Origin of the sequence: Bordetella genomosp. 8 (assembly GCF_002119685.1) — a bacterium.
In the GTDB taxonomy this organism is placed as follows: Bacteria; Pseudomonadota; Gammaproteobacteria; order Burkholderiales; family Burkholderiaceae_B; genus Bordetella_C.
The window spans coordinates 3998704-4020752 of the sequence record NZ_CP021108.1 but is presented as its reverse complement, the minus strand read 5'-3'; the positions used below and the strand labels follow the sequence as shown (position 1 = coordinate 4020752).

Annotated in this window: 22 protein-coding genes; 14 read left to right on the top strand and 8 right to left on the bottom strand. The window is 66.3% G+C overall.

From position 1 onward, the window contains the following. The first annotated feature begins 265 nt into the window (after positions 1–265). The 10 genes from CAL12_RS28765 (at position 266) to CAL12_RS18265 (ending at position 8632) form a co-directional block, all read left to right on the top strand. Positions 266–547, top strand: coding sequence for an exodeoxyribonuclease VII small subunit (locus tag CAL12_RS28765; protein ID WP_086067972.1), 282 nt, complete (start codon positions 266–268; stop codon positions 545–547). After that, complete coding sequence (locus CAL12_RS18305; protein ID WP_086065935.1) at positions 544–1455, top strand: polyprenyl synthetase family protein; 912 nt, start codon at positions 544–546, stop codon at positions 1453–1455. Before CAL12_RS28765 ends, CAL12_RS18305 begins: the two co-directional genes overlap by 4 nt. Before the next feature lie 45 nt (positions 1456–1500). Then, positions 1501–3390, top strand: a complete 1890-nt coding sequence (gene dxs / locus CAL12_RS18300; protein ID WP_086065934.1) for a 1-deoxy-D-xylulose-5-phosphate synthase — start codon at positions 1501–1503, stop codon at positions 3388–3390. Between the two features lie 155 nt (positions 3391–3545). After that, a complete protein-coding gene (folE2, locus tag CAL12_RS18295) occupies positions 3546–4361 on the top strand; it encodes a GTP cyclohydrolase FolE2 (RefSeq protein ID WP_086065933.1) in 816 nt (271 codons plus the stop codon). 272 nt (positions 4362–4633) lie between these two features. Continuing rightward, the gene (gene rpsF, locus CAL12_RS18290; RefSeq protein ID WP_086065932.1) at positions 4634–5008 is read left to right on the top strand and encodes a 30S ribosomal protein S6; all 375 of its coding nucleotides are present in this window, start codon (positions 4634–4636) and stop codon (positions 5006–5008) included. 66 nt (positions 5009–5074) lie between these two features. Next, entirely contained in the window at positions 5075–5392 is a 318-nt protein-coding gene (gene priB, locus CAL12_RS18285; protein WP_086065931.1) for a primosomal replication protein N, read from the top strand. A 104-nt stretch (positions 5393–5496) separates the two neighbouring features. Next, positions 5497–5769 (top strand): 30S ribosomal protein S18, encoded by a 273-nt coding sequence (rpsR, locus tag CAL12_RS18280; protein ID WP_066352664.1) that lies wholly within the window; start codon positions 5497–5499, stop codon positions 5767–5769. A 13-nt stretch (positions 5770–5782) separates the two neighbouring features. Further along, positions 5783–6238: a 50S ribosomal protein L9 gene (rplI, locus tag CAL12_RS18275; RefSeq protein ID WP_086065930.1), complete on the top strand. Its 456-nt coding sequence runs from the start codon at positions 5783–5785 to the stop codon at positions 6236–6238. A 187-nt stretch (positions 6239–6425) separates the two neighbouring features. Next, on the top strand, positions 6426–7247 hold the full coding sequence (locus CAL12_RS18270) for a hypothetical protein (RefSeq protein WP_086065929.1): 822 nt from the start codon (positions 6426–6428) through the stop codon (positions 7245–7247). Further along, positions 7244–8632: a replicative DNA helicase gene (locus CAL12_RS18265; RefSeq protein WP_086065928.1), complete on the top strand. Its 1389-nt coding sequence runs from the start codon at positions 7244–7246 to the stop codon at positions 8630–8632. Before CAL12_RS18270 ends, CAL12_RS18265 begins: the two co-directional genes overlap by 4 nt. A gap of 6 nt (positions 8633–8638) precedes the next feature. On the opposite strand, the gene CAL12_RS18260 is transcribed toward CAL12_RS18265, so the two are convergent. From CAL12_RS18260 to CAL12_RS18235, 6 genes are all read right to left on the bottom strand, one after another. Next, positions 8639–10072 carry a 3-deoxy-D-manno-octulosonic acid transferase gene (locus tag CAL12_RS18260; protein ID WP_086065927.1) on the bottom strand — a complete coding sequence of 478 codons (1434 nt, stop codon included), beginning with the start codon at positions 10070–10072 and terminating at the stop codon, positions 8639–8641. Positions 10073–10204: 132 nt separating this feature from the next. Beyond that, positions 10205–11203, bottom strand: coding sequence for a bile acid:sodium symporter family protein (locus CAL12_RS18255; RefSeq protein ID WP_086065926.1), 999 nt, complete (start codon positions 11201–11203; stop codon positions 10205–10207). Between the two features lie 104 nt (positions 11204–11307). Further along, the gene (gene pdxA / locus CAL12_RS18250; RefSeq protein WP_086065925.1) at positions 11308–12372 is read right to left on the bottom strand and encodes a 4-hydroxythreonine-4-phosphate dehydrogenase PdxA; all 1065 of its coding nucleotides are present in this window, start codon (positions 12370–12372) and stop codon (positions 11308–11310) included. Between the two features lie 9 nt (positions 12373–12381). Next, on the bottom strand, positions 12382–14088 hold the full coding sequence (locus tag CAL12_RS18245; RefSeq protein ID WP_086065924.1) for a PhoH family protein: 1707 nt from the start codon (positions 14086–14088) through the stop codon (positions 12382–12384). Positions 14089–14169: 81 nt separating this feature from the next. Continuing rightward, on the bottom strand, positions 14170–14634 hold the full coding sequence (locus CAL12_RS18240) for a peroxiredoxin (RefSeq protein WP_086065923.1): 465 nt from the start codon (positions 14632–14634) through the stop codon (positions 14170–14172). Further along, positions 14631–15086 carry an Mth938-like domain-containing protein gene (locus tag CAL12_RS18235; RefSeq protein ID WP_086067971.1) on the bottom strand — a complete coding sequence of 152 codons (456 nt, stop codon included), beginning with the start codon at positions 15084–15086 and terminating at the stop codon, positions 14631–14633. The genes CAL12_RS18240 and CAL12_RS18235 overlap by 4 nt, the downstream gene beginning before the upstream one ends. Positions 15087–15253: 167 nt before the next feature. Here CAL12_RS18235 and alaC point away from each other — a divergent pair, with 167 nt between their 5' ends. The 4 genes from alaC to CAL12_RS18215 all read left to right on the top strand — a co-directional run bounded on the left by alaC (position 15254) and on the right by CAL12_RS18215 (position 19849). After that, positions 15254–16441 carry an alanine transaminase gene (gene alaC, locus CAL12_RS18230; protein ID WP_086065922.1) on the top strand — a complete coding sequence of 396 codons (1188 nt, stop codon included), beginning with the start codon at positions 15254–15256 and terminating at the stop codon, positions 16439–16441. A 136-nt stretch (positions 16442–16577) separates the two neighbouring features. Beyond that, the gene (locus CAL12_RS18225; RefSeq protein WP_086065921.1) at positions 16578–17882 is read left to right on the top strand and encodes a homoserine dehydrogenase; all 1305 of its coding nucleotides are present in this window, start codon (positions 16578–16580) and stop codon (positions 17880–17882) included. Next, on the top strand, positions 17879–19288 hold the full coding sequence (thrC, locus tag CAL12_RS18220) for a threonine synthase (protein WP_086065920.1): 1410 nt from the start codon (positions 17879–17881) through the stop codon (positions 19286–19288). The genes CAL12_RS18225 and thrC overlap by 4 nt, the downstream gene beginning before the upstream one ends. Positions 19289–19375: 87 nt before the next feature. Then, positions 19376–19849: an NUDIX domain-containing protein gene (locus tag CAL12_RS18215; RefSeq protein WP_086065919.1), complete on the top strand. Its 474-nt coding sequence runs from the start codon at positions 19376–19378 to the stop codon at positions 19847–19849. A gap of 81 nt (positions 19850–19930) precedes the next feature. Here the strand turns inward: CAL12_RS18215 and CAL12_RS18210 are convergent, their stop codons facing one another. Further along, a complete protein-coding gene (locus CAL12_RS18210) occupies positions 19931–20833 on the bottom strand; it encodes a LysR family transcriptional regulator (RefSeq protein WP_157793028.1) in 903 nt (300 codons plus the stop codon). 50 nt (positions 20834–20883) lie between these two features. Beyond that, positions 20884–21858, bottom strand: coding sequence for a D-2-hydroxyacid dehydrogenase family protein (locus CAL12_RS18205; protein ID WP_086065917.1), 975 nt, complete (start codon positions 21856–21858; stop codon positions 20884–20886). Positions 21859–22049: the final 191 nt, after the last annotated feature.

Genomic DNA, 22049 nt, shown 5'->3' with positions numbered 1-22049 from the left:
GCCCGCGAGCCATTTGGATGGAACCTTGCCCTTCCATGTTTCATGACTTATTGCGTGACGCCCCTGCATGGTCATGCCGCGGACCCACCCCGCACGGCCGTGGCCCGTTCGCTATCGGGCGTCCGGATGGGGAGGTGTTCAGGCAGCCAGGTCTGCGGGGAGGGCTCCCGACCCCGTGGTTCCCGATCTCGTACAATTCCAGGATTATTCACAGCAGTTTTATTCGGAGACACGCTTGGCCCCCTCGCAAGCCGATCCGCACGACATTTCTTCCACGACGACCGGACAGGCCGCGCCAGGCCGGGCCGCGTCCGCCTTGCCCCAGGACTTCGAAACAGCCCTGGCGCAACTTGAATCCCTGGTCGCGGCCATGGAGGACGGTTCCTTGCCGCTGGAAGAGTCGCTCGCGGCCTATCGGCGCGGCGTGGAGCTGACGCGCATCTGCCAGGAAAGACTGGCCCAGGCGGAACAGCAAGTCCGCGTGCTGGAAGGCGACCTTCTGCGTCCGCTGGATCCGGGCGCGCTGGATGACGAATCGAACGGATGAAGTACTCCCATCTCGCTTTCCAGGAATGGCTGGCCGGACGCGCCGAGCACATCGAACGGACGCTGGACGAATTGCTGCCGCCGGCCGACGCCGTGCCCACGCGCCTGCATGACGCGATGCGCTACGCAGTCCTCGGGGGCGGCAAGCGGGTGCGCGCGGCGTTGGTGTACGCCGCCGGCCAGGCCTGCCCGATCAGCGGCCATGCCATGGCCGTGGAAGCCTCGCTGGACCGCGCCGCTGCGGCGGTCGAACTGATCCACGCATACTCGCTGGTGCATGACGACCTGCCATGCATGGACGACGACACGCTGCGCCGTGGCCGCCCGACCACGCACGTGCAGTACGACGAAGCCACGGCCATGCTGGTCGGCGACGCCTTGCAGCCCCTGGCCTTCGAATTGCTGGCGGAGATGCCGATCGCGCCCGCGCTGGTGGTGCAGGCGACGCGGGCGCTGGCGCGCGCGTCGGGCAGCCTGGGCATGGCGGGCGGGCAGGCGATCGATCTGGAAAGCGTGGGGCGGCAACTGGACCGTGAAGCGCTGCAGACCATGCATGGCATGAAGACGGGCGCCATGCTGGCGGTCAGCGTGGCCCTGGGCGGTATCGTGTCGGGCGCCAGTTCCAGCGCGCGGCAGGCCCTGGATGACTACGCACAGGCCATCGGCCTGGCATTCCAGGTAGTGGACGATATTCTGGACGTGACGGCGGACTCGGCCAGACTGGGCAAGACGGCGGGCAAGGATGCCGCCGACAACAAGCCGACCTATGTTTCGCTGATGGGCCTGGAGCAGGCGCGCGCTTTCGCGCAGGACCTGCGCGAGGCTGCCCTGCAGGCCCTGGTGCCGTTGGGCGAAGGGCGTGCCCGGCTGGCGGAACTGGCCGATTTCATCGTATTGCGGGACCGTTGAGGCGCCTGGCGGCGCGCGCGGTCCACGACCTTGGTTGCGAAAAGCATGACCACTGAATTCCTGGAAGCCATCGATAGCCCGTCGGACGTGAGGCGGCTGGACCGGCGCTCGCTGAAGACGCTGGCCGATGAACTGCGCGCCTTCATCCTGACGTCGGTTTCCCGCACCGGCGGCCATCTGTCGTCCAACCTGGGTACGGTCGAACTCACGCTGGCCCTGCATTACGTATTCGATACGCCGCATGATCGCATCGTCTGGGACGTCGGCCATCAATCGTATCCGCACAAAATCCTGACGGGTCGCCGCGAAGGCATGGCCAAGCTGCGGCAGGCGGACGGCATTTCGGGGTTTCCGCGCCGCTGCGAATCGGAGTACGACGCTTTCGGCACGGCGCATTCGTCGACGTCGATTTCGGCCGCCCTGGGCATGGCCGTGGCGTCACGCAATGCGGGCATCGCGCGCCAGCACATCGCCGTGATCGGCGACGGGGCCATGTCGGCCGGGATGGCGTTCGAAGCCATGAACAATGCAGGCGTCACGCCGGGCATCAACCTGCTGGTGATCCTGAACGACAACGACATGTCGATCTCGCCGCCGGTGGGGGCCTTGAATCGCTACCTGGCCAGGTTGATGTCGGGCCGCTTCTACGCGGCCGCGAAGAATGTCGGCAAGGCGGTGCTGCAGCACGTGCCGCCTGTGCTCGAACTGGCGCGCCGATTCGAGGAGCATGCCAAGGGCATGGTGACGCCCGCCACGCTGTTCGAGGAATTCGGCTTCAACTATGTCGGGCCCATCGATGGCCACGACCTGGACGCGCTGCTGCCCACGCTGCAGAACCTGAAGGCCTTGCAGGGGCTGCAGTTCCTGCACGTGGTGACGCGCAAGGGCCAGGGCTACAAGCTGGCCGAGGCCGACCCCGTGCTGTATCACGGCCCGGGCAAGTTCGATCCGGAAGTCGGCATCGTGCCGGCCAAGGCGCCGTCCAAGCTGACGTTCACGCAGGTCTTCGGGCAATGGCTGTGCGATATGGCCGACCAGGATGAAAAGCTGGTCGGCATCACGCCGGCGATGCGCGAAGGCAGCGGGCTGGTGGAATTCGAGCGGCGTTTTCCGTCGCGTTATTTCGACGTCGGCATCGCCGAACAGCATGCCGTCACCTTCGCCGCCGGCCTGGCGTGCGAGCGGCAGAAGCCGGTGGTGGCGATCTACTCGACCTTCCTGCAGCGCGGCTACGATCAACTGATCCACGACGTGGCGCTGCAGAACCTGGATGTGACCTTCGCGCTGGACCGTGCCGGCCTGGTGGGCGCCGATGGCGCCACGCACGCCGGCAACTACGACATCGCCTTCCTGCGCTGCATACCGAACATGGTCGTGGCCACGCCTTCCGATGAGGCCGAGGCGCGCCTGCTGCTGACCACCTGTTACCGCCATGCGGGCCCGGCGTCGGTGCGCTATCCGCGTGGAGGCGGCCGTGGCGCCGCGGTCCCGGCGACGCTGGAAGAAGTGCCGCTGGGCAAGGGCGTGGTGCGCCGGAACGGCGCAACCATCGCCTTCCTGTGTTTCGGCACGCTGCTGCCCGCGGTGGAGAAAGCCGCCGAAGCGCTGGGCGCCACGGTTGCGGACATGCGCTTCGTCAAGCCGCTGGACGAAGCCCTGGTGCACGAACTGGCCACCGGCCATGATGCGCTGGTGACGGTGGAAGAGGGCGCCATCATGGGTGGGGCCGGCAGCGCGGTATGCGAAGCCTTGAACGCCGCGGGGATCAACCTGCCGGTGCTGCAGCTGGGATTGCCGGATCGTTTCATCGATCACGGCGAACAGCAGGCGCTGCTGGCCGGCGTGGGATTGGATGCCCCCGGCATCGAGGCCGCGGTGCGCGCGCGTTTCGCCGACCTGCTGGCGCGGCCGCTGGCCAAGGTGAACCGGGGCTGAGTGCGCGGGCGGGCAGGTAGCAGGCGGCGCGGGATTCCTTGACACCCGTAAGGGAAAAGGGTTTTCCCGGACGCTAACGTTGCGTTGGGCGATAATGCACGTCCATCGACATTTTTGACGGCGCTCAGGCAGACCGTTTGTCACAGGCCAGATCTATGAATTCCCCGATCGATTCCGCCCTCGTCATGCCGGACGTCCAAAGTTCGGCCGATACGCGGCACATTCCCATCCAGCGGGTGGGCATACGTGGCGTGCGCCATCCGATGCTGGTCCAGGCCGCGGATGGCAGCGCCATGGCCACGGTGGCCAACTGGACGCTGACGGTGGCCTTGCCGGCGGAAGAAAAGGGCACGCACATGTCCCGCTTCGTGGCGCTGCTGGAAAAATATCGCAGCACCCCCATGACGCCGGCATCCTTCCGCGCCATGGCGCGCGAAATGTTGCCGCTGCTGCATGCCGAGCGTGGCGACATCACGGCTGCGTTCCCCTATTTCATCAATAAGTCGGCGCCCGTGTCGGGGGTCCAGAGCCTGATGGATTACGAGATCCAGTGGGTTGCGCGGGCCGCCGGGGAACAGGTCGAGTTCGAACTCATCGTGCAGGTGCCGCTGACCAGCCTGTGCCCCTGTTCCAAGGCGATTTCGGAATACGGCGCGCATAACCAGCGCTCCCACGTGACGGTGTCCGCCCGCATCGGCGACGACGTCGGCGTGGAGGAAATCATCCGCCTGATCGAGGATGAAGGTTCCTGCGAAGTCTGGGGACTGCTCAAGCGCCCGGACGAGAAGTTCGTCACCGAGCGCGCCTACGATAACCCCAAGTTCGTCGAGGACCTGGTCCGCGACGTGGCGGCGCGGTTGTCGGTGCGCACCGGCGTCGGCGCCTACCGGGTCGAGGCCGAGAATTTCGAGTCCATCCACAACCACTCCGCCTATGCGGTCGTGGAAGGAGCGGGGCCGGCCGGCCTCTGAGCGCCACGGCGCCTGGCTGCCGCCGTTGCACGGGCGCGACGCGCCCGTGTGCGCTTGCACAATCGTCAGATTCGGGCGATAATCGACGGCTTTCCTGCTCGACCGTCCGTTCTTGTTTTCATTTTCGGGCGGCGGGCTGTCCCCCGGTTGATCCCAGGTTTGCTTACGGGTTTGCCTACTGGGTTTACCTATTGGGCTTGCCTACTGGGTTTGCCTACTCAGGGATCGGGATCCTTGGATCCGCGCCGGGACATCCACCAGGAGTTTTACCCATGCGTCACTACGAAGTAGTGTTCATTGTCCATCCCGACCAGAGCGAGCAAGTGCCTGCCATGGTCGAACGTTACCAGTCGCTGGTCACCGGCCAGGGCGGTACCGTCCACCGTCTGGAAGACTGGGGCCGCCGCCAACTGGCCTACCCGATCCAGAAGCTGGTCAAGGCCCACTATGTGTGCCTGAACATCGAATGCAGCCAGTCCACGCTGGACGAGCTGGAGCATTCCTTCCGCTACAACGACGCTGTCCTGCGCCACCTGGTCATCAAGACCAAGAAGGCCCAGACCGGCGCCTCGATCATGATGAAGTCGGTCGAGCGTGAAGAAGCCCGCAAGGCGTCCGCGGAAGCGGCTGCTACCCAGGCTGAGTAAAACCGCTCGAACGGTATAGACGGCAGGCCTGGCGGCCCGCCATACCGGCAACCCGGCCGGCAAGCGATGAATGAAACGGCATTAAGCGCGCAGGTACTCGAAAGGGAACCGTTGCGCCACACCCCGGCCGGCATCCCCGTGCTGGAAATGCTGCTGGAACATGCGTCGGAAGTGATCGAGGCAGGCCATCCGCGCCGCGTCGAACTGACGATACAGGCAGTGGCGTTGGGGGATCTGGCCTTGATGCTGGCCGATGTCCAGCTCGGCGATCCGCTGCAGGTGCAAGGCTTCCTGGCTCCGGTACGCCAGGGAGCGGTCAAGCTGAAGCTGCATCTCCAGCGCGTGACGCGGGTGGCGGCGGGGCAGGATCCGCTGGTGGGTTGATGCCGGGTGGTATAGCGGTCGCGGTACGGGAACGATGGAGCGGTCACCGCTCCGCTCAGGTAAAGATCAAGGGTCGATGACCCACACGAATAAAGAGGCACATCATGGCTTTCTTCGGTAAGCGCAAGGAAAAACGCAAATTCACGCAGCAGAACCCGCTGTTCAAGCGCCGCAAGTTCTGCCGCTTCACGGCCGCGGGCGTGGAAGAGATCGACTACAAGGATCTGGACACGCTGCGTGACTTCATCCAGGAAAACGGCAAGATCATTCCGGCTCGCCTGACCGGTACGAAGGCGCACTACCAGCGCCAGCTCGACACCGCCATCAAGCGCGCGCGCTTCCTGGCGCTGTTGCCCTACACCGACAACCACAATTGATCCGGAGATCGCGATGGAAGTGATCCTGCTCGAAAAAGTGCCCGGCAAGGGCAACCTGGGCGATAAAGTCCGCGTTCGCGACGGCTTCGCCCGCAACTGGCTGATCCCGCAGAAGAAGGCCCAGCGCGTCACGCCCAAGGTCCTGGAAGCGTTCGAAGCGCGTCGCGCCGAACTCGAAAAGGTCCAGGCTGAAAAGCTGGCGGCCGCCCAAGGCGTTGCTGACCGTCTGAACGGCCAGCAGATCAAGATCCAGCAGAAGGCCGGCGTCGACGGCCGCCTGTTCGGTTCCGTGACCAGCGCCGACATCACCGCCGCCCTGCACAAGGCCGGCTACGATACGGTGGAAAAGTCCAATGTCCGCCTGCCCGCCGGCCCGCTGAAGGCCATCGGCGAGTATCCCGTGCAAATCGGGCTGCATGCCGACGTGGTGGTGGAAGTCACCGTCGTGGTCGAAGGCGAAATGTCCTGATGGTTGCCGGGCCGGCGGCTACGGCTTTTGCCCAGTGACCGCCCTACGACGTGACGTGCCCCCACGCAGCGCCGGTCAAGACCGGCTCGCTGCCCCCCAGGGGGGCCCTTTTGCCTAGGGACGGCCCGGCGGCAAAAGAGAAGCCGGCTCCGCGCCGGCTTTTTTTATCTTCCTCTACCGAGCCCGCGTGACCTTGCCCGAACACGTATCCCCTCCGCCGGGTCTTCACGACTGGCTGGCGCGAGCCAGGCAGGCACCGCTGCCGTCGGTGGACGAAGCCACCGTCGACGGTGTCCAGTTCGTGGTCAAGTATCGCCGCCCCAGCGTGCGCGGCATGGTCAGCTACGCGTTGCGCTACGCGCGCGCGGCGATGCTGGCGGCCGGCTGCAAGGTGGTGCTGGGCGAATTCCCCAGCCCGCGGGTGCTTTTGCGGAATGGCGTCGATTACGAGGCCGAACGCCTGCGCCAGCTGCGCGCCGCGGATTGCCGCGTCCCCGACATCTGGTGGCACGAGCCCGGCCTGCTGGTGCTCGAGCACGTCGGCACCGACCTGAACGACCTGATACGCCATGGCAGCGATGAGTCCCGCGTGGCGCTCGCCGCCTGGGCTGGCCGCGACCTGGCGGAATTCCACCGGCGGGGCTTTTGCCACGGCGGCGCCCAGATCCGCAACCTGACCGTGCGCGGCGATGAGATGTGGCGCATCGATTTCGAGGAAAACATCGGCGAAGCTCTGTCCCGCCCGCTGGGGCAGGCCTACGATCTTTTCCAGATGGTGGCGTCGGTGGTCTCGATGCGCAAACTGCCCGCGGCGATCATGCCAACCCTGGGGCAGGTTATGCTGAAGTCCTACTTTGAAGTCAATCCAGATCCCGAAGTGCGTGCCCGCCTGCTGCGGCTGGGCCGTTTCCTGCGCGGGGTTGCCTGGCCGTTGCGACCGTTGCTGGGAGTGCTGCGGTCGCGCGACGTCCAGGGCTTTTTCCGCGTTGCGGATGCGTTGCGACCATGAATGAACCTTTGAATCCCCAAGCCGCCGACAACACGCTGGACTACCTGCGTGTCCCGCCGCACTCCATCGAGGCGGAGCAATCCGTGCTCGGTGGCCTGCTGCTGGACAACGCGGCGTGGGACCGCATCGCCGACGTATTGATCGAGGAAGATTTCTATCGGCACGATCACCGCCTGATCTGGCAGCACATCGCCCGCCTGATCGGCCTTGCCCGGCCCGCCGACGTCATCACGGTGCACGAATCGCTGGTCAGCGCCGGCAAGTCCGAAGACGTCGGCGGCATCGCCTACCTGAACTCGCTGGCCCACAATACGCCGTCGGCGGCCAATATCCGCCGCTATGCGGAAATCGTGCGCGAGCGTGCGACGCTGCGCAAGCTGGTCACCATCGCCGACGAAATCTCCTCGGCCGCCTTGAACCCGCAGGGCAAGGAAGCGCGCCAGATCCTGGATGAAGCCGAGTCCAAGGTGTTCAAGATCGCCCAGGAAGGCGCGCGCGGCGCCGCCGGCTTCCAGGAGATCCAACCCCTGCTGACCCAGGTGGTGGAGCGCATCGACGAGCTCTATCACCGTGATACCGAATCCGATGTCACCGGCGTGCCGACCGGCTTCACCGACCTGGACAAGATGACGTCGGGGCTGCAGCCTGGCGATCTGGTCATCGTCGCGGGGCGGCCGTCCATGGGCAAGACGTCGTTCTCCATGAACATCGGCGAACATGTCGCCATCGAGCAAGGCTTGCCGGTGGCGGTGTTCTCCATGGAAATGGGCGCGGTGCAGCTGGCGATGCGTATGCTGGGCTCGGTCGGGATGCTGGACCAGCACCGCATGCGTACCGGCAAGCTCATCGCCGAGGACTGGCCGCGCGTCACGCACGCCGTGCAGCTGATGCAGGATGCCCAGGTCTACATCGATGAAACCCCGGCGCTGAGCCCGATGGAAGTGCGTGCGCGGGCACGCCGGCTGGCGCGGCAATGCGGCCAGCTGGGCTTGATCATCATCGACTATATCCAGCTGATGTCCGGTAACGGCAGTGGCGAAAACCGGGCCACCGAGATCTCGGAAATCAGCCGTTCGCTCAAGGGCCTGGCCAAGGAACTGAACTGCCCCTTGATCGGTTTGTCGCAGTTGAACCGCAGCCTGGAACAGCGGCCCAACAAGCGTCCGGTGATGAGCGATCTGCGGGAATCCGGCGCTATCGAGCAGGACGCGGACGTCATCCTGTTCATCTACCGGGACGAGGTGTACAACCCCGATTCGCCGGACAAGGGCACGGCCGAGATCATCATCGGCAAGCAGCGTAACGGGCCGATCGGCACGGTGCGGCTGACCTTCCAGGGCATGAGCACGCGCTTCCTGAATTTCACGGCTGGGCCGCAGTACTGAGACCGGCTAGATCAGGAACTGCAGGGCCGGGATGCTGTGCGAGACCGCGCCCACCTTGCCAGGTATCAGGCCGCGCTCGACCATCAGTTGCGACACCGCGCCCAGGATGCGTTCGGTCGCGCCCATATGGGAGGCCACATACGTCCTGCCCGCGACGATCATGTCGTCGCGGGCCGGGGCGTTGTCCAGCAGGGCGATGGCGGTGTTCAAGGCACTGACGGCGTTCGTGGCACGCAGCACAGCGCCGCTGGACAGCGCGTCCTGCGTCGCCTGGGAGAAATTCCTGGCATGCGGTCCGACCACCACGGGGGTGCCAGCCATGCAGGGTTCCATCAGGTTCTGTCCGCCCGCGGCGCTGAAGCCGCCCGCGACAATGGCGACGTCGCTGGCGGCATAGTAGGTGAACAATTCGCCCGTGCTGTCGCCCAGCACGACCTGCGTGCCGGCGGGCAAGGGCTGCAACAGGTCCACGGCGCTGCGGCGCACCCAACGCAGGCCGCTGTGCGCCAATTGCGTGGCCACGGCATCGAAGCGGGCAGGGTGGCGGGGCACGATGACCAGCAGGGGCGTTTCGCTGGGCTGGCCGGTCTCGGCGCCCACCTGCCCGGCCTGTCCGGTCCAGCTGCCATCCCCGGCATCCCACGCATCTCCGGTAGACCCGGCGTTCCCGAGCTGGCCCGCATAGGCCCGCAGGAATGCGGCTTCTTCGCCTTCGTGGGTGCTGGCGATCACCACCACGCGCCGGCCCCACGTGCGGCGCCACGCACGCCCCAGGGCGATCTGGTCGCCGGAAGCCGCGATATCGAACTTGATGTTGCCGCACACCTGCACATTGCGAGCGCCGCATGAACGCAGGCTCGCCGCGTCCTGCTCGGTCTGCGCCAGCACGCGATCGAGCCCGGCGTAGGCGTCGCGCAGGACGCGGCCGGCATAGCGGCCCCGCCTGGCGGCGCGTTCCGACAGCCGCGCGCTGGCCAACACCATGGGGACGCCGCGCGCGTTCGCTTCATGGATCATGTTGGGCCACACTTCGCGTTCCAGCAGGATCCCGCAGGACGGCGCCACTTCTTCCAGAAAGCGCCGGCAGGCGCCCGGGGTATCGTAGGGTAGCCAGGCCTGGCGCAGCTGGCCCGCGTCGATGGCGGCGCCGTACAGGTGGGCGCCTTCGCGTCGGCCCGTGGCGGTGGTATGCGTCAGGACCACGGGCCAGCGGCGTTTCAGCAGTTCCTGCACCAGGGGCTGCGCGGCGCGCGTTTCACCCAGGCTGACCGCGTGTATCCAGACCGGCGCCACGCCGCTGGTCGGCAGGGCATAGCCGAAGCCGAAGCGCTCCCACAGGGCGGTGGCGTACAGGGAATCTGATCGGCCCTTGGCCAGCGCGCGGGCGGCAAGGGCGGGCGCGCAGGCGCGCATGATACAGGCGTAAGTGGTGCGGTTCATGCTGGCGGCCCCGGATTGCCCTCATGGGATGAGCGGGGTCCAGCATGCGCCGCGTGCATTTCCGGCGGTTTACAGCGGCATGTCAGCCACTTTACAGCCGTGTGTCCGGATCGTTACAGCGTGGCGCGCGTGTCAGTCGTCACCATGGCCATGGCCGTCGCCGTCGGGGGGACGCTTGGCGAAGCGGCCGGCCAGCATGGCGCAGACCATCAGCTGGATCTGGTGGAACATCATCAGCGGCAGCACGATGGCGCCCACCGCGTGGCCGGCGAACAGCACCTGCGCCATGGGAATGCCGCTGGCCAGGCTTTTCTTCGAGCCGCAGAACATCAGCGTGATGCGATCCGGCAAGCTGAAGCCCATCACACGGCCGGCCACCGCCGTGATCAGCAGCGCCACGGCCAGGATCACACCGCAGGCGACGATCAGGCCCAGCAACGCGTCGATGGGGGTGTTGTGCCACAGGCCTTCATTCACGGCTTCCGAGAATGCCGTGTAGACGACCAGCAGGATGGAGCCCTGGTCGACGATCTTCAGCAGCGACTTGCGCTTGTGCACCCAGGCGCCGATCCAGCGCCGCAGCATCTGGCCCAGCACGAAGGGCAGCAGCAGCTGCAGCATGATCTTGCCGACCGCGTCGAAGGACACCGGGGCATTGCCGGCGTTGACCACCACCAGGCCGACCGCCAGGGGAGTGATGAAGATGCCCAGCAGGCTGGACGCCGATGCGCTGCATACCGCGGCCGGCACGTTGCCGCGCGCCATCGACGTGAACGCGATGGCCGACTGCACGGTGGCGGGCAGGCAGCACAGGAACATGATGCCCAGATAGAGCTCCGGCGTGACCAGCGGCATCAGCACCGGCTTGAGCAGCAGGCCGATCAGCGGGAACAGGATGAAGGTGGTCGTGAAGATCAGCGTGTGCAGGCGCCAATGCGTGATGCCGGCGACGATGGCCTCGCGCGACAGGCGGGCGCCATGCAGGAAGAACAGCAGGCCGACCGCGATATTGGTGATGTTGTTGAAGATCGGCACGCCGCGGCCGTGCGCGGGGAAGAAGCTGGCGAGGACGACGGTGGTGACCAGGAACAGCAGGAAGCGGTCCGGCAAAAAGCGAGTGAAGCGGTTCATGAGCTGCGACGTTGAACGGTCATGCCATGCGCGAACCGCGCCAGCCGGCCGGGATGGAAAAATCAGACGGCGCTTATTGTAGACCGGACCGATCCGTGATTCTTTCAGTGCCCTGTCATGGCCAGCGCCAGGTCGAATGCAACGACCAGCGAGGTCGGATCGGCGACGCCCTGCCATGCGATGTCGAAGGCGGTGCCGTGATCGACGCTGGTCCGCACGAAAGGCAGGCCGACGGTGACGTTGACACCTTCTTCCACGCCCAGGTACTTGACCGGGATGAGGCCCTGGTCGTGGTATTGCGCGACGACGATGTCGAAATCACCGCGCCGGGCGCGCATGAATATCGTGTCGCCGGGCCAGGGGCCGCTGGCATCGATGCCTTCCTGGCGCGCGGCCTGGATGGCCGGCCCGATGACGTCGATTTCCTCGCGACCGAATTTGCCGCTTTCGCCGGCATGCGGATTCAGGCCGGCCACGGCCACGCGCGGCCGCGCGATCCCCATCTGCCGGCAGGCCGTATGGGCCAGGCGGATGGCGCGCAGTTCGGATGCCAGCGTAATGCGCGCGAACACGTCGGCCAGCGCCACGTGGATGGTGACCAGCAGCACGCGCAGCTCGCGGTTGGCCAGCATCATGGCGAAGTCCTGCGTGCCGCTGCGTTCGGCCAGGATTTCCGTGTGTCCCGGATAGTCGACGCCGCCCGCATGCATGGACGCCTTGTTCAGCGGCGCGGTGACGATGGCGCGGATGCGGCCGGCCAGCGCGTCGTCGATGGCGGCGCATACGTACTCGTAGGCGGCGCGTCCGGCCCGCGCGTCGACCTGGCCGGGTGGCAGGTCGGCGGGCAGGGGGGGATGGCAGGCCACGACCTGGATGACGCCCGCACGCGGCGCGGCGGGCCCGGGCGGGCTGGCGTGCCCGGCATCGCTGCCGTCGTTGCCGTCGCTGGCAGCGGTGGGACAGCCGGCCTGGACGGCATGCCCCGCGTCCGGGATTTCCTCGACTTCCAGCCGCGCGCCCAGCAGCTCCACCGCGCGCCGCAGGGCGCCGGCATCGCCGTAGACGATCGCCGGCGCGGCCAGGCCCTTTGCGTAGGCCTGGACGACGATCTCCGGCCCGATGCCGGCCGCGTCGCCCATGGTGATGCCGACCGGCAGGGGCTGTTTCATGCCCGCCTGCTAGAGCACGTCGCCGGCATAGTCGGCCAGCCTGGAGCGTTCGCCGCGCTGCAGGGTGACGTGGCCGGAGTGCGGCCAACCCTTGAAGCGGTCGACCACATAGGTCAGGCCGGAGCTGCCTTCCGTCAGGTACGGCGTATCGATCTGCGCGATGTTGCCCAGGCAGATGACCTTGGTGCCGGGGCCCGCCCGGGTGACCAGCGTCTTCATCTGCTTGGGCGTCAGGTTCTGCGCTTCGTCGATGATCAGGTACTTGTTGAGGAAGGTGCGGCCGCGCATGAAGTTCAGCGATTTCACCTTGATGCGCGAGCGGATGAGGTCCATGGTGGCGGCCCGGCCCCAGTCGCCGTTGCCGTCGCCGTCACCCATGTTGAGCACGTCCAGGTTGTCTTCCAGCGCGCCCATCCACGGCAGCATCTTTTCTTCTTCGGTTCCCGGCAGGAAGCCGATGTCCTCGCCCACGGGGACGGTGACGCGGGTCATGATGATTTCGGTATAGCGCTTGGTTTCCAGCACCTGCGTCAGGCCCGCCGCGAGCGCCAGCAGGGTCTTGCCGGTACCCGCCTGTCCCAGCAGCGAAATGAAGTCGCACTCGGGATTCATGAGCAGGTTCAGCGCGAAGTTCTGTTCGCGGTTGCGCGCGGTGATGCCCCACACATTGTTCTTGCCATGCGTGTAGTCGCGCAGCGTGGCCAGCACCGCCGTCTTGCCGCTGACTTCGCGCACCTGCGCGTACAGCGGCATCTGGCCTTCGAAATAGACGAACTGGTTGACCACGAACTGCGCGCACAGCGGCCCGCTGATGCGGTAGAAGGTGGTGCCGCCCTGTTGCCAGGATTCGACGTCCTTGCCGTGCTTGTTCCAGAAGTCCTCCGGCAGCTGCATCACGCCGGTGTAGAGCAGGTCGGAATCCTCGAGGACGTGGTCGTTGAAATAGTCCTCGGCCGCCATGCCCAGCGCACGCGCCTTCAGGCGCATGTTGATGTCCTTGGACACCAGCACGACTTCACGATCAGTGTACTTTTCCTGCAGGGCACGCACGACGCCCAGGATCTGGTTGTCCGCCTTGCCCATGGGCAGGTCGGACGGCAGGGTGCTGTGGATGGCCGTGGTCTGCAGCAGCAGGCGGCCGGCGGCGTCCTTGTTGCCCAGCGCGTTCAGCGCCAGCCCTTCGTCCAGCTTGACGGTGTCGCTGACCAGCGCATCCAGCGAGCGGCTGACCTGACGGGCATTGCGCGCCACTTCGGACATGCCTTTCTTCTGGTGGTCCAGCTCTTCCAGCGTCATCATCGGCAGGAAGATATCGTGCTCTTCGAAGCGGAACAGGGACGTCGGATCGTGCAGCAGCACATTGGTGTCCAGCACGAACAGCTTGCGGACGCCGGTTTCGGTGCGCACCCGGGTCTTGCGGGACGGCCCGGTCGCCGGGGTGGGCGCGGCACGCAGCACCGGCGCGGCGGCGGGGGCCGGCTGGGGTTGCGCGGTCACGGCCTTGCGGCCCGCTTCCTTGCGCGCGGGGGACTTGCGGGGCGCCAGGGCCTGCGGTTGGGGCGCGGCGATGCCAGCCAGCTGGGGCTGGACGATTTCGCCTTCCGGCTCGTCGTCCTGCGGTTTGACCGCACGGGCGGCCGGCGTATTGCGGGCGGTTTCGCCCGAGGGGAAGGTCAGGATGGCGGCGGGACGGGTGGGCAACTTGGGAAGCGGCATGGAGTCACTCTCCTTTGGGGGCCGGCAATATCGCCTGACTAAGCAGGGCCCGCGGACGGGCCCCGGACTGCGTGAAATCGGTCAACCGATGCTCTTGGCGGCTTGCAGGACCTCTTTGGCATGGCCCGGAACCTTGACTCCGCGCCATTCCTGCACCAGTACGCCGTAGGCATCGATCAGGAAGGTGCTGCGCTCGATACCGCGCACCTGTTTGCCATACATGTTTTTCTGCTTGATGACCCCGAACAGGTTGCACACGGTTTCGTCGGGGTCGGCGATCAATGGGAAGGGCAATTCGTACTTGCAGCGGAAGTTTTCGTGGGATTTGAGGGAGTCGCGGGAAATGCCCACCACGACGCAGCCCGCGGCGAGGAAGTCGGCGTGCATGTCGCGGAAATCCTGGCTTTCCGTGGTGCAGCCGGGCGTGTTGTCCTTGGGATAGAAGTAGAGCACCACGGCGCGGCCGCGGCATTGTTCCAGGCTGATGGAGCCGATGGTGCTTTCAGCGGTGAAAAGCGGGGCCGGTTTGCCTATGATCGGCTTCATTCTTCGGATTCTCCGGTCGGAATCAGGGCGACGACGACGCGCCGTCCCTCCGACATCAATATGTTGTAGGTTCGTGCGGCTGCCTGGGTGTCCATGGTCTCGATGCCGATGCCCGCCTTCAGCAGGGGACGCAGGACGTCCGGCCGCAGGAAGCGCTGGCGGGCGCCGGTGCCGATGAGAAGGACTTCGGGGGCGTTGGGTGGTAGCGCGGGGGCGGTATCGGGCTCGTCCAGGAACGCGAGCGGATCGCTGACCGGTTCGGGCAGGCCCGCGGCCTGGCGCAAAAGCGCGGAAGTGATCTGGTCTGCGGCCTTGACCGGCCATTCGGCGACGGCACCTTCGGGTCCGAAGGAGACCGCGTGGGAAAAACGTACCAGGTTGACTTCGATATACCCGGGACCGTAGGCGGTCACGGTATTCAGTGCCGACGCAGGCTCAGTATGCAGCTTCAATAAGGACTCCGGCTTGTTGTGCGGATGATAGCGCATCGCAATGGGCGCATGTTGCGCGCTCAACACGGGGGAAAAGGGCTTTTTTGTCGCCATTTGCCGGCTTGCCCTCCATCGGCTAGATTATCGGGTTAGCCCCTAATTCCCTTCCCGCATCAAGGATTCCCGTCATGAGGAACTTCTCGCGCATCGAGCGCCTGCCGCCTTACGTTTTCAATATCACGGCCGAATTGAAAATGGCAGCACGACGCCGCGGAGAGGACATCATCGACATGTCCATGGGCAATCCCGATGGCGCCACGCCCCGGCATATCGTCGACAAGCTGGTCGAGGCCGCCAACCGGCCCGATACCCATGGCTATTCGGTTTCCAAGGGTATTCCGCGGCTGCGCAAGGCGATTTCCGACTGGTACCAGCGCCGCTACGCCGTGGATATCGATCCGGACAGCGAGGCCATCGTCACCATCGGTTCGAAGGAAGGCCTGGCCCACCTGATGCTGGCCACCCTGGATCGCGGCGATACCGTGCTGGTGCCCAACCCAAGCTATCCCATCCATATCTATGGCGCGGTCATCGCCGGCGCCAATATCCGCTCGGTGCGCATGACGCCTGGCGTGGATTTCTTCGAGGAACTGGAGCGCGCGGTGCGCGAATCCATTCCCAAGCCCAAGATGATGGTGCTGGGCTTCCCCAGCAATCCGACCGCGCAATGCGTGGACCTGGGCTTTTTCGAGCGCGTCGTCGCGCTGGCCAAGGAGCACGACATCCTGGTGGTGCACGATCTGGCCTACGCGGATATCTGCTTCGACGGCTATGTCGCGCCGTCCATCATGCAGGTGCCCGGCGCGCGCGACGTGGCGGTCGAGTTCTTCACCATGAGCAAGAGCTACAACATGGCCGGCTGGCGGATCGGCTTCATGGTCGGCAACCGCGAACTGGTGCATGCGCTGGCGCGCATCAAGAGCTATCACGACTACGGTACGTTCACGCCCATCCAGGTGGCGTCGATCGCGGCGCTGGATGGCCCGCAGGAATGCGTGAAGCAGGTCGTGGAGCAATACCGCAGCCGCCGCGACGTGCTGGCCCGTGGCTTGCATGAGGCCGGGTGGAACGTGGAAATCCCCAAGGCTTCCATGTACATCTGGGCGCAGATTCCGGAGCCTTACAAGGCCCAGGGTTCGCTGGAATTTTCCAAGCGCCTGCTGGCCGATGCCAAGGTCGCCGTCTCGCCGGGGATCGGTTTCGGCGAATACGGCGACGACTATGTGCGCTTCGCGCTCATCGAAAACGAGCAGCGCACGCGCCAAGCGGTGCGCGGCATTAAAGAGATGTTCCGCAAGGACGGATTGCTGAAGTAACCCACCCCCGAAGCGCTGCGCGCTTCCCCCTCAAGGGGGCGACGCCAGCGGACCGGGGGACCCGGATCCGCGGCGTCCAGGGGAGCGAAGACCGTTTTATGCGGCGGATGACGTAAGAGTTGATGGATAACTGAAAATGAATCCCATGAAGGTGGGCCTTTTGGGCCTGGGCGTGGTGGGCGGGGGTACCTTCACGGTGCTGTCGCGCAACGCCGAAGAAATCGCACGGCGCGCGGGCCGTCGTATCGAAGTCAGCCACATCGCCGTGCGCGATGCCGCCAAGGCGGTCAGCCGCGTGGGGGACGCGGCGGCGATCACCACCGATCCTTACCAGGTGGTGCGCAATCCGGAAATCGAGATCGTCGTCGAGCTGATCGGCGGCGATACCCTGGCGCGCGAACTGGTGCTGGAAGCCATCGCGCAGGGCAAGCACGTGGTCACGGCGAACAAGGCGCTGCTGGCCAAGCATGGCAATGAAATCTTCGCCGCGGCCTTGGCGCGTGGCGTGATGGTGGCCTTCGAAGCAGCGGTCGCGGGCGGGATCCCCATCATCAAGGCGATCCGCGAAGGCCTGACCGCCAACCGCATCGAATGGGTGGCGGGCATCATCAACGGCACCACCAACTTCATCCTGTCGGAAATGCGCACCCGCGGCCAGCCTTTCGCCGAAGTCCTGGCCGAAGCGCAACGCCTGGGCTATGCGGAAGCCGATCCCACTTTCGACATCGAAGGCGTCGACGCCGCCCACAAGCTGACGCTGCTGGCCTCGCTGGCCTTCGGCGTGCCGGTCCAGTTCGACAAGGCCTATGTGGAAGGCATTTCCGCGCTGGCGCAGGAAGACATCGCGCACGCCGAACGCCTCGGTTATCGGATCAAGCTGCTGGGCATGACGCGCCGCCGGCCGGATGGCATCGAGCTGCGCGTGCATCCCGCGCTGATCCCCGCCGAACGCCTGCTGGCCAACGTGGAAGGCCCGATGAACGCGGTGCTGGTGCGCGGCGACGCCGTCGGCCCCACGCTTTACTACGGGCAGGGGGCCGGCGAAGAACCCACGGCGTCCGCCGTGGTGGCCGACCTGGTGGACGTCACGCGGCTGCACACCGCGGATCCGGGCAACCGCGTTCCGCACCTGGCTTTCCAGCCGGATGCGATGGCGGACACGCCCATACTGTCGATCGACCAGGTGTCGACGTCGTATTACCTGCGGCTGCGCGTGGACGACCAGCCCGGCGTGCTGGCGGACATCGCCCGCGTGCTCGCCGAGCACAAGATCTCGATCGGCTCCATGATCCAGCAGCCTTCGCATATCGGCGGCGCGGACATCATTTTCCTGACGCATCAGGCCGTGGAAGGCGCGGTCAATACCGCCATCGGCCGCATCGAAGGCTTGCCCTTCGTGCGCTCGCGCGTCACGCGCATCCGCATGGAGACCCTGTCATGAAGTACGTATCCACGCGTGGTGGCATGGCGCCGCTGGATTTCTCGGACATCCTGCTCGAAGGCCTGGCGCCGGACGGCGGGCTGGCCATACCGCAAGTGCTGCCGCGGCTGTCCGCCGAGACCCTGCAAGGCTGGCGCGGCCTGCCTTATGCCGACCTGGCGTTCGAGGTGCTGCGCCTGTTCGCCGACGATATCCCGGCGGACGATCTGCATCGCCTGACGCGGGCCGCCTATACCGACAAGATTTTCGGCAGCGAAGATATCGTGCCGGTGCGGCCGCTGGCCGGAGGCATGAGCCTGCTGGGCCTGTCCGATGGCCCGACCCTGGCGTTCAAGGACATGGCCATGCAGTTCCTGGGCCAGGTCTTCGAATATGTGCTGGCCAAGCGCGGCACCACGCTGAATATCCTGGGCGCGACGTCGGGCGATACGGGGTCGGCGGCGGAATATGCGCTGCGCGGCAAGAAGGGCGTGGCGGTGTTCATGCTGTCGCCGCAAGGCCGCATGAGCCCGTTCCAGCGCGCGCAGATGTATTCGCTGCAGGACGCCAATATCCACAATATCGCCGTGCGCGGCGTGTTCGACGATTGCCAGGACATCGTCAAGCTGCTGGCCGGCGACCTGGATTTCAAGGCGGCCTGCCGCCTGGGCGCGGTCAATTCGATCAACTGGGCGCGCATCGCCGCGCAGGTGGTCTATTACATCCACGGATGGCTGCGCGCCACCACGCGCGCGGACCAGCAGGTGTCCTTCGCCGTGCCGTCGGGCAACTTCGGCAACATCCTGGCGGGCCATATCGCCCGCCGCATGGGGCTGCCGGTGCGGCGCCTGGTGCTGGCCACCAACGAGAACAACGTGCTGGAGGAATTCCTGCGCACCGGCGTCTACCGGCCGCGGTCCGCCGTCGACACCTATGCGACGTCCAGCCCGTCCATGGATATCTCGCGGGCATCGAACTTCGAGCGCTTCGTCTACGACCTGATGGGCGGCGACGCGGCGCGCGTCAAGGCCTTGTGGCGCGAACTGGCGGAAACCGGCCAGTTCGACCTGTCGTCGCTGCAGCCGTCCTTCGAAACCGACTATGGTTTCGTCGGTGGCGTCAGCACGCATGCCGATCGCCTGTCCACCATCCGTTCCACCTACGACGAAGCCGGCGTGCTGATCGATCCGCACACCGCCGATGGCGTCAAGGTGGCGCGCGACTACGTCGAGCCTGGCGTGCCCATGCTGGTGCTGGAAACGGCGCTGCCGGCCAAGTTTTCCGACACGATCCAGGAAGCCCTGGGACGTCCGGTGCCGCCGCCGGCGGGACTGGCGGACCTGGAGTCGCTGCCCCAGCGGGTCCAGGTCATGGAATGCGACGCGGAAGCCGTGAAGGCTTATGTGAAGGCGCACGCGCTGCTGTAGTGCGGTGCGGCCGGCCAGGTGTGGCCGGCCAGGTGCGGCCGGCTAGGTGCGGCCGGTCTGGCGTACGCGATGGGCGCGAGGTGAGCCATGGCGAAGGCAAGTGCGGGCATCCTGATGTATCGCGTATCACGGACGGTGTCCGGAACGGATGTATCGGTCCTGCTGGTCCATCCCGGCGGACCCTACTGGCGCGCCCGCGAGGCCGGCGCCTGGTCCATCCCCAAAGGGGAAATCGATCCGGGAGAAGACCCCAGCGCCGCCGCTGTCCGCGAGTTCCAGGAAGAACTGGGCAGCGCGCCCGGCGAGCCGCTCATCCCCTTGGGTGAAATCGTCCAGCGCGGCGGCAAGCGCGTGATCGCCTACGCCGTGGCGGGCGAGTTCGACGCCGCGACGCTGCGCAGCAATACCTTCGAAATGGAATGGCCCCCGCGCAGCGGCCGCATGCAGGTCTTTCCGGAAGTCGACCGCGCCGCGTGGCTGAGCCTGCCGCGCGCGCACGAAAAGATACTGGAGAGCCAGCGTCCGTTGCTGGACCGCCTGGCGCAATTGTTGAAGGGCTGAAGCCAGGCACGCCGCGTCCGCGCGATCGATCGCCGGCAATATGCTGGCCCGGCGCGCGCCGGCGAAGGCACGCGTGCGCGTTCAAGGATGTTCCGCGCGGCCCGTCCCAAGCAGGTCCCGGAGCAGTTCCATCAGCGCGGACCAGTGGCCGCCTGGCCGGGACAGCAACACGGTACGGCGGGCGATCATCAAACCGGCCACCGGTATGGGCATGATGAGCCCGGCCCACGGACGCAGGCTGTTGCTGGGCGCCAGCGCGACCAGGTCCGTGCTGGCCACGATGCCAAGTACCGCGTCGGACATGTATTCGGCTTCCACCATCACCGTGGGCTCGGGCAGGCCCGCTTCTTCGTGCAGGTGCGTAATGGCCTTGCGTGCCGCGCTCTCGCGGCTCGGCATGACCCAGGAATACGGCTGCAGCGCGGCCAGGCCGGGTTGTACGGTCTGGAAGACGGGGTGGCCGACGCGCGCGGCGACGCGCACGATGTCCTGGCCCAGCGTCAGGGCCTCGCAGCTGAACGTGGTTCCGGGCGCGGCCGGTACGACCGCGACGTCCAGTTCGCCGGCCTCCACCGCCATGTTCAGCGCATCGGACTTCCCGATGACCAGGCGCAGTCGCATCGCGGGCCGCCGGCGCACCATTTCGGCCAGCGCGCGTACGACGTCGCTGTCGCCGGCCGGATTGGTCAGCCCGATCCGCAGCAGGCCCGAATGGTGGGCGCGCAGGTCTGCGGATACCTTGGCCAGTTCCTCGTGCTGCAGGCTGAGACGGCGCGCGTATTCGTGGAAGACCTCGCCTTCGCCGGTCAGGCGGGCGCCATGGGCGCCACGCTCGAACAGCACGGCGCCCACGGAATCTTCCAGCCGCCGCAGCGCCTTGGTGATGGCAGGCTGCGTGACGTTGCAGGCGGTCGCGGCGCGGCCGAAGTGGTTGTGCCTGACCACCGCCAGGAAATACTCGATATCTACCAGGGAAAAGTGCAAGATCGCCGTCCGCGGCGCCACCGGGCGCCAGGACCGTATCTATAACCGATTCAGCCTTCGGTGCGCAGCACTTCCGGGTTCACGAGATGCGTGGGCGTGCCCGCGCAGAAGGCGTTGATGTTGTCGAAGGCCGTGCCGAAGTAGGCCTCGTAGTTGTCCTTTTCGACGAAGCCCAGGTGCGGCGTGCAAAGCGCGTTGGGCAGGCGCAGCAGGGGATGGTCCGCCCCCAGGATGGGTTCCGATTCGAAGGTGTCGACCGCGGCGTAGCCTGGCCGGCCGGCGCGCAGCGCGGCTTCCAGCGCGCCGGCTTCGATCAGCTCGGCGCGGCTGGTGTTGACGATCAGCGCCGTGGTCTTCATGCGCGCGAGATCGGCGGCGCCGATGGCGGCCTGCGTCGAGGGTCCCAGACGCAGATGCAGGGTCAGGACATCGCTGTCGGCGAAGAATGCTTCCCGGCTGGGCGCGACCTCGATACCGTCCTGGCGCGCCTGGGCGGTGGAGCCCGGGCCGCCCCACACCCAGACCTTCATGCCGAAGGCCCGGCCGTAATTGGCCACTTGCTTGCCGATGCGGCCATAGCTCCAGACGCCGAGGCGCTGGCCTCGTAGTTCCTGACCCAGCGTTCCCTGCCACAAGCCGGCGCGCAGGCGATTCGTTTCCGCGACCAGATGCCGGCGGCTGGCCAGCATCAGCGCCCAGGCCAGTTCGGCCGTGGCCGCGCCGGAGCCGGAGCCTTCGGCGACCGCCACGCCATGCGCGGTGCATGCCGCCACGTCCAGATGCGGTGCGACCTTGCCGATCTGGCTGATCAGGCGCAACTTGGGCAGGCGGCGCAGCAGGTCCGCGCCGACCTGCGTGCGCTCGCGCGTCAGGACGATGGCTTCGGCGTCGCGAAAGCGTTCGGCCAGCGCATCGACGTCCTTGACGTTGTCGTGGTGGATGATGACGTCGTGGCCGGCGAGCCGGGCAAAGCAATCGAGGCTGCGCACGCAGTCCTGGTAGTCGTCGGGGATGGCAATACGCATGGGGGCTGTCTCCACATCCTTCTGGGGCGAACACCGGCGGTCCCGCGTGCCGGCGAGCGGGCGGGCGTTCGTGGTAGGAGGCAGTGTAGAGGAGGGCGCGCCTTTCCGACGCCTGCTGTTTCCAGTCTGTGGAATTGCGGCGTGCCGCGCACCGGCGGATCGGCCCCTTGGGCCGTCATAGGAGGCGAGTG

Bases quoted from the DNA above. Each gene is read 5' to 3' on its own strand.
- CAL12_RS18305 (WP_086065935.1), top strand. From the start codon at position 544: ATGAAGTACTCCCATCTCGCTTTCCAGGAATGGCTGGCCGGACGCGCC.
- dxs (WP_086065934.1), top strand. From the start codon at position 1,501: ATGACCACTGAATTCCTGGAAGCCATCGATAGCCCGTCGGACGTGAGG.
- folE2 (WP_086065933.1), top strand. From the start codon at position 3,546: ATGAATTCCCCGATCGATTCCGCCCTCGTCATGCCGGACGTCCAAAGT.
- rpsF (WP_086065932.1), top strand. From the start codon at position 4,634: ATGCGTCACTACGAAGTAGTGTTCATTGTCCATCCCGACCAGAGCGAG.
- priB (WP_086065931.1), top strand. From the start codon at position 5,075: ATGAATGAAACGGCATTAAGCGCGCAGGTACTCGAAAGGGAACCGTTG.
- rpsR (WP_066352664.1), top strand. From the start codon at position 5,497: ATGGCTTTCTTCGGTAAGCGCAAGGAAAAACGCAAATTCACGCAGCAG.
- rplI (WP_086065930.1), top strand. From the start codon at position 5,783: ATGGAAGTGATCCTGCTCGAAAAAGTGCCCGGCAAGGGCAACCTGGGC.
- CAL12_RS18265 (WP_086065928.1), top strand. From the start codon at position 7,244: ATGAATGAACCTTTGAATCCCCAAGCCGCCGACAACACGCTGGACTAC.
- CAL12_RS18260 (WP_086065927.1), bottom strand. From the start codon at position 10,072: ATGAACCGCACCACTTACGCCTGTATCATGCGCGCCTGCGCGCCCGCC.
- CAL12_RS18255 (WP_086065926.1), bottom strand. From the start codon at position 11,203: ATGAACCGCTTCACTCGCTTTTTGCCGGACCGCTTCCTGCTGTTCCTG.
- pdxA (WP_086065925.1), bottom strand. From the start codon at position 12,372: ATGAAACAGCCCCTGCCGGTCGGCATCACCATGGGCGACGCGGCCGGC.
- CAL12_RS18245 (WP_086065924.1), bottom strand. From the start codon at position 14,088: ATGCCGCTTCCCAAGTTGCCCACCCGTCCCGCCGCCATCCTGACCTTC.
- CAL12_RS18240 (WP_086065923.1), bottom strand. From the start codon at position 14,634: ATGAAGCCGATCATAGGCAAACCGGCCCCGCTTTTCACCGCTGAAAGC.
- alaC (WP_086065922.1), top strand. From the start codon at position 15,254: ATGAGGAACTTCTCGCGCATCGAGCGCCTGCCGCCTTACGTTTTCAAT.
- CAL12_RS18225 (WP_086065921.1), top strand. From the start codon at position 16,578: ATGAATCCCATGAAGGTGGGCCTTTTGGGCCTGGGCGTGGTGGGCGGG.
- thrC (WP_086065920.1), top strand. From the start codon at position 17,879: ATGAAGTACGTATCCACGCGTGGTGGCATGGCGCCGCTGGATTTCTCG.
- CAL12_RS18215 (WP_086065919.1), top strand. From the start codon at position 19,376: ATGGCGAAGGCAAGTGCGGGCATCCTGATGTATCGCGTATCACGGACG.
- CAL12_RS18205 (WP_086065917.1), bottom strand. From the start codon at position 21,858: ATGCGTATTGCCATCCCCGACGACTACCAGGACTGCGTGCGCAGCCTC.